The following is a 19,941-nucleotide window of genomic DNA, read 5'->3' on the forward strand; positions in this document are numbered from 1 at the left end:
AGCTAAAGTATATAACATGTATAGTTATATACAAATATTTAGCTTCGGTTGGTATAAACTTAATAAGTGACTTTTTGAGCCAAAAGTAAGGAATTACAAAAAGAGAAAGAAGAGAAGGAAGAATGAAAAAGGTATTATTTGCGGTTAGTTTAGTTGTTAATATAGCACTAGCAGGAGGATTATTTTATACCATTACAGAAATGAATAAGCTTGATGACCAACGGGAAAGCTTAGCAATCAGTAACGAACAATACAAAAGGAAGCTAGATGAAGCTAGCAGCACCAACGTGGACACTCAAGAAGCCGTAGAATCCTCTACAATTGTTTATAGCAATGAATCCAGTGAAACCCTAACAAATTCGGAAAGAAGCACAGCTCCAGCTACAGAAACTGTTTCTCAAAAAGCTACTATAACAATAGGAAGTAAAGTATTCACGTTTATAGTAAATGGCTTGACAATAGAACACGATTCTAGCAGAACAGGAAAAATGACCGAGCTTTCTCATGAGTTTCCAGTGATTGTTACTACTCCTAGTGCTACCCTTAACGGTATATTGGTGCAAGACAACAATGATAATAATTGCTATATAATGGTAGACGGTCAAACTCTATACAGAGGAACATACCAATAAATTTTGAGTCTTAATATGACTGATATTTATAAAAAATTCCTGATATTAGAACAAGAATACGCTGTCTTCAAATGTATAATATTACAATAGCACGATATAGCAATATTGTTATATCGTGTTTCATAATAATTAAGAGCTTTAAAATTAGTATTTATTAGATACTTAAAAGCTATTTTAGTATTGATAAATTGTTACCAGCAACAAAAAAGAAGTTACTTAGTGCTAACTTTTGAGCAACTGCTAGAGGAGGTAGGATATGGCTAATTATCCTGTAATTTTTATTGTATTTTCTAGAAATGTAATTATTCTCTTAAACATTCCAGCATATCCAAGTATATAGAAAATTTACGTTTTCTATATACTTGGATTTGAATTATAGCTATTTGTAATTTACTTCAATTATTTCGCTATAGCAGCTAATAACACTATAAAGACACACACAGTAACTCCTTAAATGGGCTGCGTATGTGTCTTTATAGTGTTGATCACTTCATATTTTAGTTGATCGAAATCCTTATCATACGTAGCAATATATACCGCTAAATTTACAGCATCTTTTTGATCAATAGCTAAAAGCTGTCCATTGATTTTCAAAAAGACAAAAGTAGCTAAGAAAGCAGTACGTTTATTTGCATTGTGAAAAGGATGTTTCTTTATCAATTGTATAAGTAGGATAGCTGCTTTTTCATAAATCGAAGGATAAACCTCTTCACCAAAAGCTGAGGCTCGAAGTTGCCCTACACACATTTCTAAAGCATTCGCATCCTTTACACCAAGGGGTTCATTAGGAGAGTATTTTTTTATTTGGATTACATTCATTTTTATAATATCTTTGGCTTCTAGGTAATGAATACTCATTTATCGACAAGCTCTCTAAAAGTAGTATCATATTCAGTTAATGCTTGAGATATTGCTACATCAATTTCATCAGATAAGGCTTGTTTTTTTGTAATTGCCGCTCGAAGTTTTTCTTCATCTAAAAAAACCGTATCTCCGGGATTTAACCCATTTTCTTTAAGAAACTCCTTTGAAATAGTTAATACTACTGAGTTCCCCACTTCCCTAAATTTTCTTTCTTTAATTGCCATAGTCTTCTCCCTCCTTTTTCTTTGTATATACAGTATATACGCTTGTTGATTTTAAATCAAGCATAGTCCCTCTCATGTCTAACTCTATAGAAAGATTGTTCTTTCTATATAATTAATTAAGAAAATTCAAAAAATTTAGATTGCTCCCTTCTATTTCCTTCCCTATTTATGTATACCATTTATTTTAAATTATTAAACGTATACCTATTTATATGCTTTTTTTGAAACAAATTAATAAATTTTAGAGCATACCAATTGACAAAACATTCTATAATTGGTATAGTCCAATTATAGAGATACTCTTCTCCCCTACTTATTGAAAGGATGAATGACATGAAAAATACAGAAATATATCAAAAAATAGATACAATCATACTTCATATGCCCGATTATATAAAAGATTTTGTTCAAGATCGTGAGGATAAAGATCAATCACCTCGAACCACTTTAGAATATCTAAAAAATTATAAGCTCTTTTATGAATGGCTTCTGAGTGAGTCTATAGTTCCTGATACTTCTATCACCTCGATAAGACAGTTAACTGCCTATGACCTAAACTTGTACAAATCTCATTTGAAACGTCGCACAAAAGAAAATGTAAAAAAAGAGACAACAAAAACTAAGCTCAAAGATAATAATAACTTAGGTCTATCTACTTCTACTATCAATAGAAATATCACGGCATTAAAGGTTCTATTTAAATATCTTTCGAAAAGTTCCAATAATCCTCTAGGAAAACCATACTTAGACAATAATCCTATGGATCAAGTAGCAACCATCACAGATAAAACTACGTTAGCTGCACGTGCCAATGCCATTGAGAAAAAATTATTTCTAGATAAGGATACACAAAATTATCTAGATTATATTGCCAATGAATATAAAAATACTTTGAGTAAACGAGCTTTGATCTATTATCAACGAGATGTAGAAAGAGACCTGGCGATCAATGCACTGATTTTAGGATCTGGATTGAGACTCTCCGAGGTTATAAATATTAATTTAGATGACCTATCTTTAGATAAGAATAATGTGGTAGTAACTAGAAAAGGAAATAAAAGAGATGCTGTCAATATAGCAGCATTCGCAATGGAATATTTAGCTAATTATCTAGCTATTCGGAAAGAACGATATAAAGTAACAGAAAACGAAAAAGCTTTATTTCTAGCAATTTACCAAGGAGAAGCCAAGCGTATATCCGGTATTGCAATCGAACGGATGGTAGCAAAATATTCAAAAGGCTTTAGAATTCAAGTCAGCCCTCACAAACTGCGTCATACATTAGCTACTAGACTCTACCAACAGACAAATTCATTGGTATTAACTGCCCAACAATTTGGACATTCAAGTACCAATACAACAACTTTATATACCCATATAGACAATGCGGCTACGATCGATGCATTAAATGCTTTATGAGTATAATGTATAAATAGGCGGAAATAAGAAACAACACGCTAGAAAAGCCTGTATTATAGTTTTTCTAGTGTGTTTCTTTTGGTGTGATCCTACTTTTGTTTATCATTTATTTTTTATTATCGTAAATAGGTGTCGGTTTGATTTTAGAAAAATTAGTTTGGATATAATCTGTGGGATCATTTGTTATCTCTCTCAATGAATTTAGATACAAATGACCATAAGTTCCTAAAGTCGTTTGTACATCAGCATGTTTTAACCTTTCTTTAATTCGAAGTGCATCTTTTTATTGTGATATAAGCAAAGAAGCATGACTATGCCTTAATCCGTGTATGCGGATTATATGAACACCAACGATCGTTGCATGTCTTCTCATAATATGACGGATTGTATATTTCTGAGTAGGTGTTCCATTATAAGAAAGTACAAACGACATGCCTCCTATTGAAACTTGACGCTCCTTCCAAGCTTTTAAAAAGGTAATTGTATTGTCGTCTAGTTCGATTGTACGAATACTAGAAGCCGTTTCGGGTTCTACAAACTCATAGGTTTTGGCTCTCTTATAATAGAGTGTTTTATTCACACGCAAGTTTTTATTTTCAAAATCAATATCTTTCCAAGTTAATGCAATGGCTTCTCCCAAACGCATAACGGTCATAAAAAGTAACCACATACAAATAAAACCAAAATGTTGGTACAAATCATCAATATAAAAAGTTGAAATAACTTTTGTAAATTCTTCTTTTGTCCAAAAATCAACTGTAGTTTTCCTTTTCTTCACATTTCCAATAACTTTTGCAGGATTTTTTTCAAGTAGTCCCAAAACAACTGCTCGATCTAATGACATCTGAAAAATCCCATACATGTTTCTTACATAAGAATTTTTATATTTGCTCAATAAATTATTTTGCCACTTTTGAATGTCAATTGGACGTATTTCTCTTAACTCCATTTTAAAGAAATAAGAAAAGTTTTTTTGATTGTAGATAACCGATTTTTATATGTTCTTTCTTCTACTTTCCCTTGATAATAAGGTAGGAATAATTTATAAAAAAACTCCTCAAACAACATAGTACTTTGAGAAGTTTCTGCTTCTTTTCCATAATTAGAAACAAGTTCGGTATACGCTTTTTTTCTTCTTTAACTGTTTTAACCCCTCTACGTTTTTTTGTACTCTTTTCCCTGTTCGTTTGTCGAATCCCAAACTAGCAGTAAAATGATATTTCCCATTTTTATCTTTTTTAAAATTAACCATGATTCTGAAAATCCTCCTCTACCTCTATCTTCATACCTAAAACTTCTTCTACAGATTCAACAGGTACTAGTCCTAATCTTCTATTTTCGTAATAGGTATAGCTTTTTGAAACCATAATTGCTTTTGCCTGTCGTATGATTCTCTCAGACTGATACTTCCCATAACCTAATTTCATTAATTCATTTTTTGTTATAACCACCATTTAACCACCACATTTTTTATTCAAATATAAAAAAGAACACTACTAAAAATAGTAGCGTTCCTGCATATTTTTATTCAAATTTAATCAGCTTTATAAATCTTTGTATACTTGCTCCTTAATACTCAAAAAATGCACATTAGAAATCTAATTCTAAAAAATATCACTAGTGTTGCATAAAACATTTTAGAATATTCTGAAAACTATTTCCTCTGAAAATAAGTCAAAAAAAGCTGTGCTGACGCAGAGGATGACTTTTTCCAGAAAATTTTTTATCTGTTATTCAACTGAAAACCAAAAGTAACGAGCTAAATTTCTTTTTTCTCATGTGGGAATTAATTTTTCTACCCAACATTCAAAAGGCTGAAACAGTAAATAACGAAAGAATCGTTTGATTTGGAACACTGATTTTTCCGTTTTCGTCTCCAATTTGATGAGAAACGTGAGGAGAGCGGAAATCATCGTTAAAATCAATTGATTCTGCACGCCTTTTTCACTTTGAGAAAAGAAGGTTTTAATGGTCATGTGTTGTTTGATGTGCTTGAAAAACAATTCGATTTGCCAACGAGCGTGATACATATCAGAGATTTCTTTTGAAGAGACGTCCATTCGATTGGTGATAAATTGAAACACACGTCCGTTCTTATCTTGAACAGTGACTAGTCGGAAATTGGCGGTTAGATAGGTTTTAGATCCTAAACGAACCAGCTCGTCTCGTAGAATTTCTGTTTCTGGCGATGTTTCCAGAGTATCTATCACGTGAACTTTGGTGTTTTTTTTAATCCGAGTGACGAAGAAATAGCCATCCCAATGCATCTGATCCATCTTTTCAAAGTCCTAATACCCACGATCAAACACGTAAGTTGCCTCTGGTTGATTCACCAATACTGGTAGTTGATTGAGATCATGTTCATGGGCATTTGTTAAGGTAAAATCAGTTGGATACATCGTGGTATCGTCCATATAACAATAGTTTAAGTGTAACTTGACACCTGATTTTGTTTGACGGAAAGTCGCCCACTTATGACGTTTTAAACTAAGCGAAAACGTACTGGAATCAATCAGATACAGATGATTTCGCTTGGTTGGTTTGATTTGATGTTGAACTTTTTCTAACAGTTGTTGAAAAATTTCTTCTAACACTTTAGGTTCAAGTGCATTAAATGCTCGAGACAATTGGGTATGACTAATCGATGACACATCGGTTTCTAGTTGGAGCGATCGGTCGATAAGAGCTGTACTCAAATCACGCAAACTTTCTTTTTCTTCATTAACTGCGTAGAGAAAGAGCTTGAGCACAGCTTCAAAAGACAGTTTTTTACGATACGAATTGTAATCAAAAATACATTTTTGGGAGTTGACAGAAAGTTTTCCTAATTTTATGGCAGAAAACCATTTATTAAATGTTGTATTTGTTTTATACTTATCCATGTATGAGTCCTTTTTATTGGTCTTGGATAAGTCATCCAAGTGCTAGTATAAAGGATTTTTTGTTCTATGGAATAGGTTAAAATTTTAATGCAACACTAGTGAAAATTTTTATATCTTTAGACTCAATGATAAATTCTTTCGTATCCAAGTTAGCCGTTAATGTTGCACTATCACTACCGTTTTTATTTTTACGTGTAATCACTATTTCTGATTCTGATGGCGTTGCTACTTCAATCGTTCCATCCAAATCAAACGCCGCAGATTCATTTCTAAATTTTAAAAGTGCAAATAATTGTTGAATCACTGGCCGTTGCACTTCTTCTTCAATTTCGGCTAAATCATAGTAATGACGATTAATATTACGCCCTTCTTTCGTTGCTTCCAACAGTTCAATATCATTTTTTCCTGCTAATAACCCAACGTAATAAATTTGTGGAATCCCTGGCGCAAATACTTGAATCGCACGTGCTAACAGATAGCTACGGTCATTATCGCCTAATGCACTATAATAGGTGCTGTTAATTTGATAAATATCTAAATTATTGTAATTGGCACTTGAATAGACCTTCTTCACATTCGCCCCGACTTTATACAATTCCTCAGAGGTGTAATCCAATTCTTCATCTGTTAATAAATCACGAGCGTCCACAACACCAATTCCATCATGCGTATCCAATGTTGTAAACTGCTTCATCGGACTCATTTTCAACCAATTGGCTAAACGTTCTGATTTTCCACTATAAAGTGAATACAGAGTGACCATTGGCAAGGCGAAGTCATAGATATAATAATCATGATTGGCAATTTTCATTTGAATGGAATAATGCTCATGGATTTCTGGTAATAATTCGACGTCATATTTCGCTGCTTCTTGACGCACTTCGTCTAAAAGTTCCCAAATATCTGGTTCCACGAAGAAATCATTGGTATCTAATTTTTTAATCGCATAAGCAAACGCATCTAATCGAATTAAAGAACAGCCATGGTTCGCCATATCTTTGATGGTTTCTCGAATAAATTCTTTCACAACTTCTTTGGTCACATCTAAATCAATTTGTTCTTCCCCAAAGGTATTCCAAACCTCTTCTGTCGTACCATCCGCAAATTCTACCGTTTGAAACGGCGCTTTGTCTTTACGCTTGTAGATTAAATTAATATCTTCTTGTGTTGGTCGATTTTCTGGGAAAAATTCATGAATACGGATAAACATTTCTTTGTATGGTGACTGCTCATGGTTTTTTTTGAAATCTTGGAAAAATTTTGATTCACGAGAAATGTGATTAATCATAAAATCAAACATCAAATAATAATCTTCACCTAATGCTTCCACATCTTCCCATGTTCCAAGAGCTGGATCAACTGTCGTATAATCACTCGGCGCAAAGCCTCGATCACCTGTCGATGGAAAAAAAGGCAACAGATGTACACCACCAATAACACCTTGTAAATGTTTGTCTAAGACTTGTTTTAATTCGCCCATGTTTTTTCCTAAACTATCTGCATAGGTGATGAGCATTGCTTCGTTTTTAATTTTCATAATTGTCCTCCATAATTAGCTAATACAATACTTTCAAACGGTCGTAAACGCAATTTTCGACTTTGATCTAATAAAACATCTTCATAATTATTGATTAATACTTGTTGGTACTGTTCATCTACATAATATTCTTGTTCTGTTGCTGTAACGTTTAAGATAACTAATACGATTTTATCTTCTAATTGGCGTTCATAAAGCAAAATATGTTCATTTTTATCTTTCACTGGTAGAAATTGTCCGTAGATTAGCACGTCTTTGTATACACTATTTTTTCTTAATTTAATTAATTGATGATAATAATTGAATACCGACTGTTGATTGGTTAACTGAGCTTCTGCATTGAGTTCTGGATAATTAGGATTTACTTTTAACCATACATTATCAGAAGTTGAGAATCTGGCATTTTTTTGCGTATTCCATTGCATAGGTGTGCGAGAATTATCCCGACTTCGTTTATTGACAGCTTTCAATGCTTGCTCTGGTGCCAATCCATATTCTAATGCCCGTTTATACTGAGAATGCGTAGCTACATCATCAAAATCTTCTAATGATGCCATTTCTATGTTGGTCATTCCTAGTTCTTGTCCTTGATAAATAAAAGGGGTACCTCTTAGTAACATAAAAAGCGTCGCCAACATTTTTTTACTATAATCATTGATCCATTCTTCTGGAATATATTTATTAATTGAACGTGGTTGATCGTGGTTTTCTAAATATAAGGCGCCCCAACCTTTATCTTGCGTAACTAATTGATTCGTAAAAATATTGGTACGCATATCCGTCCATGTCCATTGGCTATCTTTAAACCATTCACCAGTTTCAGGTACATCAATATCCGTATAACTAAAATCAAAAACCATCGAATAATAGCCATCTTCACCAATATATTCATCTAAACGTTCATTAGGAACATCGGCTTCTGCTACCGTCATACTATTATGTGGTTTAAATGTCCGCTCTCTCATTTCTTTTAACCACACTTCAATGCCCGACTGATTAAGAATCCAGGGCCCAATGAAGGCTAACCCATCTTCTCCATCAGATTCAAAGATGCCATACTCTAGTTTTTTTTTGATGTTTAATATCGCATCGATTCTAAATCCGCCTAGTCCTTTATCTAACCAATAGTTAATCATTGCATAGATTTCTTCACGTACTTCTTCATTTTCCCAATTCAAATCAGGCTGCTTTTTAGTAAATGCGTGTAAATAAAACATATTTTCTTCGTTTGGAATGAGTCTCTTTTGGTGTTGCACTTATATTGTAAATTCAAGCTACTATATCTGTTTCAAATAAAAGCGTTGTGTCGCATAATCACCATGTAGTTCTGAGTCAATATAAAAACCGAGATTCATCAATTCATCGCCAGCAAATGTTACATCTTCCATTTGATAAGTTGCTTCTTCTGCTAATCCTGCTAATTTCAATGTGACTAATGGATGCGCAGCTTCTGCTAATACTCGGAAATAAAAGACCATGGCTTCTGTTTGGTCTTTTGAGACAAACATCCATGCAGTATCATTGCCTTCAAACGGACTTTCCAAGCGATAAAAAGTTCCATATTGCAAAAGTTGGCGATGCTTTTTATAAAAGGCAACTTGTTCTTTAATTTCTGCTTTTTCTTCAGAAGTTAATTGCGTTAGATCTAGCTCATAACCAAAAACACCAGCCATCGCAGCATTGCCACGAATAGTTAAACTCGTTTCTCTTCCTGTTTGATGATTTGGGACTGCTGAAACATGCGCACCCATACTTGAAATTGGATACACTAAGCTGGTTCCATATTGAATTTTCAGACGAGCCACGGCATCGGTATTGTCGCTCGTCCAAGTTTGTGGCATGTAATACAAGAAACCTGCATCAAAACGACCGCCTCCACCCGAACAACTTTCAAATAAAATAGTTGGATAATTCGTTGTTAACTTTTCTAAAAATTCATATAACCCTAACATATAACGATGAGCCACTTCACCTTGCATCGTTGAGTCCAACAAGACAGAATAGACTTCTGTCATATTTCGATTCATATCCCACTTCACATAATCAATCGGTACACGATCAAAAATCGCCGTCATTTGTTGATAGATATTATCACGAACATCTTGTCTTGAAAAATCAAGAACATATTGATTTCGACTAATTGAGCGGTCACGACCTGGAATACCCAATGCCCAATCTGGATGTGCTCGAAATAGTTCACTATCTTCAGAAATCATTTCCGGTTCAAACCAAATCCCAAATTTCATCCCGTTATCATGCACTTGCTTGGCTAAATTTTCCAAACCACAAGCAAGTTTGCCTTCTGTTTCAACCCAATCACCTAATGAAGTGAAGTCATTTTCACGACCGCCAAACCAACCATCATCTAAAACAAACATTTCAATGCCCAAGTTCTTCGCATCATCGACAATATTCATGATTTTTTCTTCGTTAAAATCAAAATACGTTGCTTCCCAGTTGTTGATTAACGTGGGACGTTCTTGTAAACGATAGTTTCCACGAATTAAACGGTGATTATACAATTCATGATACGTCTGTGATAACGTATTCAGACCTTCATTACTATAAACCATCACGACTTCTGGCGTTTGAAATGAGTCGCCAGTTTTTAGTTGCCAACCAAAATTAAATGAGTTAATTCCCATAATGACCCGTGTTTGGTCAAATGGATCTTTTTGAATCACCGTTTCGTGATTACCGCTATAAACTAAATTAAATCCATATGCCTCTCCTTGAAATTCATCTGTTTTGGCATCTACTAAAGCAACAAACGGATTTTGTTGATGGCTGCTTGATCCGCGTTTACTATCTAATACTTTTATCCCTGTATGAATTTTTTCTCTAGTCATTTGACGTTCTCTTGCCCAGGTACCATTTAAATGAATTAACTCGAGTGGACGATTTGAAAAATCAATTGATTGACTAGCTAAGCGGTTAATCTCCACTGTTTCATCACTATTATTTACTAATTGCGTAGAACGAATAATTACACTGTGATTTTGATAAATTGTGTAGAACAACTGTAAAGTCAATCCACTAATCGCGTCTTTCAATTGAATAATCAGCGTTTCAGCTTCATCATCATCTTCCGTATATAAGGCTGGCAATCCCGCTAAGCTGGGCTTTCCTTTTTGAATTTCGTAGCTATCATAACGAAAATCATTTACACGACTACCGTTTCCTAATTTAATATTATGCGCCGGTTCTCTAAAATCACCATGTCCATATCCTGGAAATTCTAATGGTAATGTATCTAAAGATAATAAACGATCTTGTGCATTTGCATTGTTGGGTGAGAAGGAACGATCTGTTCGGGGGTAGCGATACCCACCAGAATAGTGCGTAATCTTTTTTCCAAAATAAAGATGCGTTAAATAATTATTTTCTTCGATTCCTAATAGATAGCTAATTTTTTTATTTTGTAAATGAAATGTTTGTGTGTGATTGTCAAATATAATCATAAGTTTATGAACTCCTTTATAATGAGAATAATTTATTGGTTATTTCACTGCTCCATTGCTCATTCCAGCTATAATACTTCTTTGGAAAGCAAGATAAACTAGTGTAATCGTGACAATTCCTACTGTATAGGAAGCAAAACTTGGACCATAGTCGTTAAAATATTGTCCCGTATAATTATATTGAAACAATGGTAGTGTCCACATATTAGACTCACGATTTAAAATTAATAATGGTAGCATGAAATCATTCCAAAACCATAGAGCATTAAGAATAATAGTCGTCGCATGCATTGGTTTTAACATTGGGAAAACAATTTTGAAATAAGTTGTAAAGTGACTAGCCCCATCAATTTCAGCAGCCTCATCCAGACTGATAGGCACATTTAGTTTAATAAAACCAACATATAAAAATAGTGTCTGTGGTACGGCATAAGTGAGATAGAGTAAGATTAATCCCCACATATTTGCTAAACCAATTTTACTCATCATAACGGTAATCGGAATCATAATTACTTGGAAAGGAACAAAAATTCCTAAAATTAAAAATAAATACATCAATCCGTATGCTTTCCCACGAGTCATTTTTCTTGCTAGTGAATAAGCAGCCATAGGAATAATTGCTGTCACAGCAACTACTGCAATGATTGTGATGATTGCCGAATTCCAAAAGTAATGACCAATTCCATCCGCTAACAATCTTCGGAAATTTTCCAAAGTCGCTGGATTAGGAAAACGAAAGAAATTATTCATAATATCGGGTGTTGTTTTAAATGAACCGAATAGCGTTGAAACTAAGGGAACTAAAATCATGAAGCCCCCTAATAATAAAAGCAAGTATTTAGAAATATTTTTTTCTTTTGATGTTTTCATTGGGAAACCTCCTAGATTTCAAATTTTTTCGATAATTTTAATTGTGCCAGTGAAACAATCCCAATTAAGATAAATAAGACTAAAGCAATAGCATTCGCATAACCAAACTGATTGTTTTTAAAAGCATAATTATAAACAAGTAACCCCAAAGATGTTGTGGCATCGCTTGGTCCACCACCAGTTAAAGCAAAAATTTGATCAAATGCTGTTAAGCCACCTTTTAATGCCATAATAAATACCATTGAAATACTTGGTAATAAGTAGGTGATTTCAATATTCCAAAAAATTTGCTTATCATTCGCCCCATCCATTCTAGCAGCTTCAATAATTTCTTGTGGAATACTTTGAAAACCCGCTAAGAAAATGATGACTGGCATGGCAATTCCTTGCCAAAGTAAAACAAAAATTACTGCAAAAATCGCTCCCCATGTTGTTCCTAAAAGACTGGTTTGTAAAAATTCAATGCCTAACATACTACCAATTTTTGGTAAACCATAGTTAAAAATTTGTTTAAATACTAAAGAAACAACCACGCCCGATAAGACCGCTGGAAAAAAGAACCATGCTCTAAAGAATGTTTTCCCTTTAATATTTGCGTTCAACGCCCGCGCAATCAAAATACCAAAACCAATTTGTCCAGCAATCATGCAAAGCGTCACAATTAAAGTGAAGCCAATCGATTTGATAAACTTCGGATCAGAAAAAAGAATCTTATAATTGTTCAAACCCACAAAATCAAAATTATAAGTCAGACCAGTCCAATTAGTTAAACTGTAAAAAGCACCTTGAACCATTGGAAAGTAGAAAAAAATCATCTGCAAAATAATTGGAATTGCTACAAAAATGATTGCCCAGTAACGATTTAAAATTTCTTTTATTTTCATTTTATTATCCTACCTTCCGTCAGCTTTCATTGGATTAAAGAAAGCATTTAATGCGTTAATCATGGCTTTTTGATTGCCATTGTGTAAATAATTTGTTGTTAAGGTATAAAAATCATTTTCACTATTCCAATCTTTGGCTAACCAAACTAAATGACGATCAGTAAAAGCAAGTTCAGTTAAACCACTTAATGGTGAATCCTGAGTATTCTCGATAACGCCCTCAACAGCACACGGTGCACCATCTACATCATAATATTTCTGCATCGCTTCAGGTGTTGTCATATATTCTACAAAACGTTTGGCTTCTTCTTTATGTTGAGAAGTTGCAGAAACTGATAAGGCTAGGTCTCCTGCGCCAATCGTTAGACTTTGACCTGCTTCATCTGCTGGAAAAGGAAAAGTTCCTACTTCAAAATCTGGATTTTGTGAATGAATCATCGGCATTGCCCATGAACCATTCGGCATAATCAACGCATCACCTTTTGTAAAAGTAACTACTGTATCGTTATAACCGGCACCTTGCCAGTTGTTTTGCAAAGCTTTTGGTTCTCTTAACAAATCTAATCGATTAAAATCTTTTTGCATTTCTTTGCTTTCAGCATTAATTCCATTAACTTCTGAGAAACGCCAAACATTGTTCGCTTCCTCTTCACCACCAGCAGCAGTCGCTAAAGCTAGTTGGTGATAACCATTTAAAGTCCAGCCTTCTGCTCCTGCAATCGCAAACGGTACTTTGTTTTGATCTTTAATCTCAGCTACTATTTTTTCAAATTCTGCCCAAGTTTCTGGTGCTTGAATTCCCATTTCCTCAAAAGCAGTTTTGTTATAGTAAAAACCATAGACATTAGCGGTTAATGGTATGCTATATACACGATCCTCAATAGCAAAACGTTGTGCATATCCATTTTTGATATTCTCTAAATACGGTTCTTCGGTTAAGTCCTCTAAATAACCAGCTTTCGCCCATTCTTTCAATTCTATACTTTGAGGATAAAGATTAATGACATCTGGTACATCGCCTGCAAGCATACGTGTTTTAATTACTTCACCAGCATTCGGTACATCCACAACTTTTACATGAATATCAGGGTTTTTTGCTTCAAAATCTTTAGCAATCTCCTGAATCGTTTGAGTCATTTCTTTTTTTTGATTAAAAAACTCTATTTCTACCTTACCGCTTGCATCTTCCTGATTTTTTCCACAAGCAGTCAAAGAGATCGTTGCTCCTAGTGCTATACAAGTTAAAATGATTTTTTTAGACCACTTCATTTTATGCTCCTCCTTATACAATTTGAATGCGTTTTCTTTTTTGTTAACACTAATGTAACTGTTTACTAAGTGTTTTGTCAATATTTTTACTAAATTTAACTAAGAAAAGAGTAAGGAATTGAAAATTCCTTACTCTTTCAGCTTCTTTTTAATTATATTCAGGTAAATAGTCCCCATGTGCTTCGATTAAATCATCCACTAAATTTTTGATATCTGTTAAAGACAATTCAGATGATAGATGTGGATCTAAATACGCTGCTTGATAAATTTTTGATTTATCTAGTGTTAAAGCGGCTTCTACTGTCAGTTCTTGAACATTGATATTCGTCCGATTTAAAGCAGCTAATTGTGTTGGCAATTCACCGACATAGGTTGGTTGCACGCCATTTTTATCGACTAAACAAGGTACTTCCACACAAACATCTGTCGGTAAGTTTGTGATTAAGCCTTTATTTAAGACATTTCCTGCAATCACTGACGGAGTTCCTGTCGTAATAGAATCCATGATATATGAAGCATATTCACGGCTTCTCGTATGTGTTAACTCCCCATTATTTACAATGTCCTCTCGCATGCTTTCCCAATCATTAATTTGTTGTTCACAACGACGTAAGTATTCATCCAACGGAATCCCTAATTCGTCAATCAATTCTGGGTATTTTGATTTAATAAAGTATGGATGGTATTCTGCATTGTGTTCACTTGATTCTGTAATATAGTAACCAAAACGTTTCAACAATTCAAAACGTACAGAATCTGGATGTGGATTTGGTTTTTCTGCAGCTAACTGACGAATTGTTGGATAGAAATCTTCCCCATTTTTTGTAATTTCCAACAAGAATGCCATATGATTAATGCCTGCAATTTTCCATTGAAAGTCATTTAAGTCATATTGATCGGCTATTCCTAAATGCTCAAACAATTCTGGTACGCATACTTGAACGCTATGACATAAACCAACAGTCTTAATACTCGTCGCTTTTAAAACACCCATGGTTAACATCGCCATCGGATTTGTATAGTTCAATAACCAAGCATTTGGACAAACTTCTTCCATTTCTTTAGCAAAGTCTAACATTACTGGTAGTGTCCGTAGGGTTCTAAAAATCCCACCAATCCCCATGGTGTCACCAATAGTTTGTCGCAACCCATATTTTTTAGGAATATCAAAATCAATCACTGTTGAAGGTTTATAACCACCCACTTGAATAGCATTGATAACAAAATCAGCCTCTCTTAACGCTTCTTTGCGATCATAATAAGAAACAATATCAGCACGATTTTCATTCGAATTTTTATTAATATTTTTAAGCATTAAATTTGATTCTTTTAGTCGTTTTTCATCAATATCGTACAATGCAATATGTGCATCTTGTAGACTTGGAGTTAACATCGCATCGCCTAATACGTTTTTTGCAAAAATAGTACTTCCTGCACCAATAAATGTAATTTTTGTCATGTACTTACTCTCCAATCACTAATTAATAGTTTTATAATTTACCACCTGTTGTAGCAATTCCTTCAATGAATTTTCTTTGGAAAACGATGAATATCACAACTATTGGCCAAATTGCTAATAACGAACCTGCCATTAATTGTGGGAAGTTCGTGGCATATTGTCCTTGTAAGTTTGCTAATCCCGGAGCTAAAGGCATCTTATCAATTGAAGTATTGACAATCAATGGCCACATTAAATCTTTAAATGCAAACAACGCTGTGAATATTCCAAGTGCAACCAATCCTGATTTAGCAAGCGGCAACATAATTTTGAAAAAGATCGTCCAAATATTGGCACCTTCTAAATAGGCCGCTTCCTCCAATTCATCAGGTAAACCTAAGAAAAATTGTCTTAATAAAAACGTACCAAACGCACTAACTACCCCTGGTAATATTAATGCTGGAATTGTATTTAAAATACCCAATTTTTGTGCTAATAAATACTGTGGAGTAATAAAAATGGAACCGGGAATCATCATTTGAATAAGTACTAAGCTGAAAAAGATATTTTCCCCTGGAAAACTTAGACGCGCACAAGCATATGCAGCCATTGCTGAAAATAAAACCGAGCCAATCACTCGTCCAACAACCATTAAAAATGTATTGATATAAAAAGCCATGAATGGTAATAAATCAAGTACTTGTTGATAGTTACTTAGCTGAAATTTCTCAGGGAAAATTGTAGGTGGAATTTGGGTAGATTCAACCAACGTTTTCCCTGAAGTTAAAATCATCCAAATAAAAGGTAATGCCATTGCAATACCACCTAAAATAAGCATGATATGGATTGGCGCATTTGAAAAAAATTTATTTTTCATAATTTGATAGCCTCCTTAATAGTTTACCCACTTTTTCTGCAACTTCATTTGAATTGCAGTAATAATTAATATAATCACTAAAAGGAACATAACGATTGCCGAACCATATCCCTTGTCATTTAAAATAAATGAATGTTTATAGAATAAATAGGCTAATGATTGTGATTTAAACATGGCGGTACTATTAGGAGTAATCATCATAAAAATAACATCAAATACTTGGAAAGCATTGATAACTGTTGTTACAACTACAAAAAATAATGTTGGTGTAACTAATGGTAACGTAATGTTGAAAAACTGCTGGATTGGACTAGCACCATCAATTTCCGCTGCTTCATAATAATCTTTAGGAATTTCTTATAAGCCGGCTAGTAATAACACCATGTTATAACCAATAGCACTCCAAACTCCTACAATGATAATAGAATAAATCGCAATCGATGGATCCGTTAACCATGCTGGTCCATCGAGACCTATTTTAGCCAACATGTTATTAATCAGTCCATAATCATTATTGAACATCCAGCGCCAAATCATTGCGACTGCGGATGGTGCAGCAACGACTGGTAGAAAATAAATTGTCCGATAAATCGACAATCCTTTAACTTTTCTATTCATTAAAACTGCCACCAACAAGGATAATACAACAATACTAGGTATCGAAACCACTGCATAAATTAATGTGTTTAATAAAGACTGAAAAACTTCACCGTCTGCAAACATTTTTTGGTAATTTCTTAATCCGACCCATTCAGTATCACCGAACCCTACCGTTTTTTGAAAACTTAAAATTGCTGTTTGAATTGCTGGCCATATATTTAATAAAATTAATCCTAATGCCGTTGGAAAAATAAAAATATAGCCTCATATCACTTGATCTTTACGATATTTTCCAAAAATTCGATTTTTCATAATATCCCCCTTTTTGGTATTCATCCATTAATATACAGACGAAATAGAATCCTTTCGCCTGTATATTGTATAATTAACTAATTTAATTTCCGCTCAATATCGCATTGACTTCTTTTTCAATTTGAGCGGTTCCATCTTCAACAGTTACTTCACCAGACAGAATACGGTTAATAATTTGAACTTCTGCTTGTTCAGCTCGTAATCCATCTTTATTGTATGGACGAGGGACTCCATACTCCAACATTTTTCCAAAAGCACTCAAATCAATTGTATCTGAAGAAGCAGCCCACTCGTCTTCAAAGCCTTTTAGTGCTGGGATTGATGCCCCCGTTTCCGCTTGGATTTTATTGGCGTCCTCACTAGCTAAAAATGCCATTAGTTTTTTCACTTCTTCTGGGTATTTTGTATTCGCACTGGCAGCCCAACCAAGTCCATTTGTAATTGTTGCATTAACTTTTCCCTTAGGTAACACGGCAGAAGCAACATTTTCAACTAGATAGTCATTTTTCAAAAATCCCGGTGCAAACCAGTTTCCTTCAATCATCATTGCTAATCTACCTGATTGAAAACGACTTAACTTATCAGGATCTTGTAATTCTGTAATTGTTGGTGAAGCATGATCAACAAGTGCAATATCTCGATAAAAAGCTAAAGCTTCTTGTGCTTCTGGGGTATTCAAACCTGATTTTGTATTGTCATCGGCAAATACTTCTCCCCCATTTTGATAAATAAATGGCCAGTAGCCAGTCTCTGTTCCAATATGTGATGCAAAACCATAGATGCCTTTTGATTCATCTGTTAAATCAATTGCAGCTTGTCTGAGTGTTTCCCATGTCCATGTTTCATCTGGATAATCGACACCTGCATTATCAAATAATTCTTTGTTGTACCATAGCCCCACTACAGAAGCATCTTTAGGGATTGCGTATAGTTCGTCTTCAAGCGTATAGAAATCAGCAATTCCTTCAGTAAAGTTTCCCATGTCAATATCATTTTCTTTGATAACATCATCAAGTCCCATCAAAGCATTCTGTGACATATATTTATAGGATTCGCTAGAGTGCATGGTTACTACATCTGGCATATTACCTCCCGTTGTTGCAGCTTCTAATTTAACCCAATATTGATCCCAAGGCGTTGTCTCCATTTCTACTTTGATATCAGGATTTTGTTTTTCAAATTCATCTAACATTTTTCTTAGTCCTGGAGCTTGGTCAGTATCCCAACTCGCATAGCTTAAAGTTACTTGCCCGTCTTTAGAATTACTATCTCCCCCACCACATGCTGCGAGTAATGTCCCAGTTAAAACAGCTATCCCTGTTAAAGCTATTTTTTTGAAATGTTTCATCTTAATTCCTCCTGTTTTGAATGCGTTTTCTTTTTGTTAACAACACCATAACTGTTTACTTAATGTTTTGTCGAGATTTTTTACTAAAAATATTAGTAAACAAAAAAGTAAACACCCTTTTTTGGATGTTTACTTTTTAATCGATATTTTTTTCACTTTCTCTAACAATAATATTATTAGAAACAATCACTTTGATCGAAACATTTCTAACTTCTTTTATTCGTTCATTAACCATGCGAACTGCTAGTTTTCCAATTTCTTCTGTATTCACATTCACCGTATTTAATGCAGGTGTTAAAAATTCAGCAACTTCAATATTATCAAAACTCACAATCGAAATATCTTCTGGAATATGTAGACCATTTTTTTGAAGTGAACGATAAACCCCCACAGCAATAGGATCATTTCCTACCATGATAGCAGTCGGCAACTTATCTTTAGCATGTTTTTTCAAAAGTAAATCTGCTGCCTGCATTCCGTCAAGTGTGGTCCAGCCTTCTAAATAAATTTGACTATATTTTTCTAATCCTTTTTGTTTCATCCACGTCTCATAGGCTATTTTTCGATAATCATCATCTGACACGTGTTTATTTCCTTGGCTATCTAAACGAACACGTCCTCCTCCGATAAACGCAATGTTTCGGTGTCCTTTTTTATACAATCGATCTAAATGCTGATTCGTTGCTTTTGTTAAATCAGTATAAACTGCATCTACTTCAGCTTCAATACTAGGGTCATCAATCACTACGACATTCGAATTAATTGCTGATACTTCTTCAATCACAGAAGATAGCACCTGCCCAATAATCAACACACCTTGACATTTTAGCAAATCGTCTTGCTCCAACGGTGTTTCTGACAAACGAATAATTTTCTTCAAATTGACTTTGCTTTGTTCTGCTTCGACTTGAATCCCTCTGCGAATCGTTCGAAAATAGGGATCTTCCAACTCATCTACTTCAGAAACTGTCGTTATTAATGCAATATTTGTTAAATTTTTTGCAACGGGACTTTTTTTGACATAATGATAAAAATTAACCGATTCTGCAATCTTTCGTTTGGTTTCATCGGTTACTGAAAGTGTCGGATCCTCATTTAGCACGCGCGATACTGTTGCAATGGACACACCCGCCCGTTTTGCAACATCCCTAATTCCTACCATAATAGCTCCTCTTTTCATATTTGAAAGTGTTTACTAAAATATAATCATACATTTTGAAAATAAGCAAATTTCGTTAAAAATAGGCACTGTAATCATAATTAAAAACAAGAAAAAATATCCGAACAATTTAGAGTAAATAATGCTAATTCTAGTGAATTTGCG

Annotated in this window: 15 protein-coding genes and 3 pseudogenes; 2 read left to right on the top strand and 16 right to left on the bottom strand. The window is 34.1% G+C overall.

The genetic code is table 11. The features are described 5' to 3' along the window. Positions 1 to 122: 122 nt before the first annotated feature. On the top strand, positions 123 to 632 hold the full coding sequence (locus tag EG2_RS15395) for a hypothetical protein (RefSeq protein ID WP_002295345.1): 510 nt from the start codon (positions 123 to 125) through the stop codon (positions 630 to 632). Between the two features lie 450 nt (positions 633 to 1,082). On the opposite strand, the gene EG2_RS15400 is transcribed toward EG2_RS15395, so the two are convergent. Continuing rightward, positions 1,083 to 1,490 (bottom strand): type II toxin-antitoxin system death-on-curing family toxin, encoded by a 408-nt coding sequence (locus EG2_RS15400; protein WP_002329899.1) that lies wholly within the window; start codon positions 1,488 to 1,490, stop codon positions 1,083 to 1,085. Next, entirely contained in the window at positions 1,487 to 1,720 is a 234-nt protein-coding gene (locus EG2_RS15405; RefSeq protein WP_002297441.1) for an AbrB/MazE/SpoVT family DNA-binding domain-containing protein, read from the bottom strand. The genes EG2_RS15400 and EG2_RS15405 overlap by 4 nt, the downstream gene beginning before the upstream one ends. 333 nt (positions 1,721 to 2,053) lie before the next feature. On the opposite strand from EG2_RS15405, the gene xerS reads away from it, so the two are divergent. Continuing rightward, complete coding sequence (xerS, locus tag EG2_RS15410) at positions 2,054 to 3,139, top strand: tyrosine recombinase XerS (RefSeq protein ID WP_060815321.1); 1,086 nt, start codon at positions 2,054 to 2,056, stop codon at positions 3,137 to 3,139. Positions 3,140 to 3,317: 178 nt separating this feature from the next. Here xerS and EG2_RS15415 read toward each other — a convergent pair. The 14 genes and pseudogenes from EG2_RS15415 to EG2_RS15490 form a co-directional block, all read right to left on the bottom strand. Next, positions 3,318 to 4,088 (bottom strand): annotated as a pseudogene (locus tag EG2_RS15415) (site-specific integrase); the annotation flags it as partial. Positions 4,089 to 4,383: 295 nt separating this feature from the next. Continuing rightward, positions 4,384 to 4,593, bottom strand: a complete 210-nt coding sequence (locus tag EG2_RS15425; RefSeq protein ID WP_002290357.1) for a DUF3173 domain-containing protein — start codon at positions 4,591 to 4,593, stop codon at positions 4,384 to 4,386. Positions 4,594 to 4,914: 321 nt separating this feature from the next. Then, a pseudogene (locus EG2_RS18590) lies at positions 4,915 to 6,021 on the bottom strand (IS4 family transposase). A gap of 76 nt (positions 6,022 to 6,097) precedes the next feature. Beyond that, entirely contained in the window at positions 6,098 to 7,558 is a 1,461-nt protein-coding gene (gene gtfA / locus EG2_RS15440) for a sucrose phosphorylase (RefSeq protein ID WP_060815324.1), read from the bottom strand. Further along, positions 7,555 to 8,775, bottom strand: a complete 1,221-nt coding sequence (locus EG2_RS15445; RefSeq protein WP_002342361.1) for an alpha-amylase family glycosyl hydrolase — start codon at positions 8,773 to 8,775, stop codon at positions 7,555 to 7,557. Before EG2_RS15445 ends, gtfA begins: the two co-directional genes overlap by 4 nt. A 60-nt stretch (positions 8,776 to 8,835) precedes the next feature. Continuing rightward, positions 8,836 to 11,019: an alpha-galactosidase gene (locus EG2_RS15450; RefSeq protein ID WP_002343072.1), complete on the bottom strand. Its 2,184-nt coding sequence runs from the start codon at positions 11,017 to 11,019 to the stop codon at positions 8,836 to 8,838. Positions 11,020 to 11,058: 39 nt separating this feature from the next. Beyond that, on the bottom strand, positions 11,059 to 11,889 hold the full coding sequence (locus tag EG2_RS15455) for a carbohydrate ABC transporter permease (RefSeq protein ID WP_002343071.1): 831 nt from the start codon (positions 11,887 to 11,889) through the stop codon (positions 11,059 to 11,061). Positions 11,890 to 11,900: 11 nt separating this feature from the next. Then, complete coding sequence (locus tag EG2_RS15460) at positions 11,901 to 12,773, bottom strand: carbohydrate ABC transporter permease (protein WP_002290370.1); 873 nt, start codon at positions 12,771 to 12,773, stop codon at positions 11,901 to 11,903. Between the two features lie 9 nt (positions 12,774 to 12,782). Then, complete coding sequence (locus tag EG2_RS15465) at positions 12,783 to 14,042, bottom strand: extracellular solute-binding protein (protein WP_029486207.1); 1,260 nt, start codon at positions 14,040 to 14,042, stop codon at positions 12,783 to 12,785. A 148-nt stretch (positions 14,043 to 14,190) separates the two neighbouring features. Further along, positions 14,191 to 15,501, bottom strand: a complete 1,311-nt coding sequence (gene melA, locus EG2_RS15470) for an alpha-glucosidase/alpha-galactosidase (protein WP_002329911.1) — start codon at positions 15,499 to 15,501, stop codon at positions 14,191 to 14,193. A gap of 31 nt (positions 15,502 to 15,532) precedes the next feature. After that, complete coding sequence (locus EG2_RS15475; RefSeq protein ID WP_060815325.1) at positions 15,533 to 16,357, bottom strand: carbohydrate ABC transporter permease; 825 nt, start codon at positions 16,355 to 16,357, stop codon at positions 15,533 to 15,535. Positions 16,358 to 16,372: 15 nt separating this feature from the next. Continuing rightward, a pseudogene (locus EG2_RS15480) lies at positions 16,373 to 17,215 on the bottom strand (carbohydrate ABC transporter permease). 136 nt (positions 17,216 to 17,351) lie between these two features. Then, entirely contained in the window at positions 17,352 to 18,617 is a 1,266-nt protein-coding gene (locus tag EG2_RS15485) for an extracellular solute-binding protein (RefSeq protein ID WP_016853349.1), read from the bottom strand. Positions 18,618 to 18,753: 136 nt separating this feature from the next. Further along, positions 18,754 to 19,779 (bottom strand): LacI family DNA-binding transcriptional regulator, encoded by a 1,026-nt coding sequence (locus tag EG2_RS15490; RefSeq protein ID WP_002338088.1) that lies wholly within the window; start codon positions 19,777 to 19,779, stop codon positions 18,754 to 18,756. Positions 19,780 to 19,941: the final 162 nt, after the last annotated feature.

The organism is Enterococcus gallinarum NBRC 100675 (assembly GCF_001544275.1).
In the GTDB taxonomy this organism is placed as follows: Bacteria; Bacillota; Bacilli; order Lactobacillales; family Enterococcaceae; genus Enterococcus_D; species Enterococcus_D gallinarum.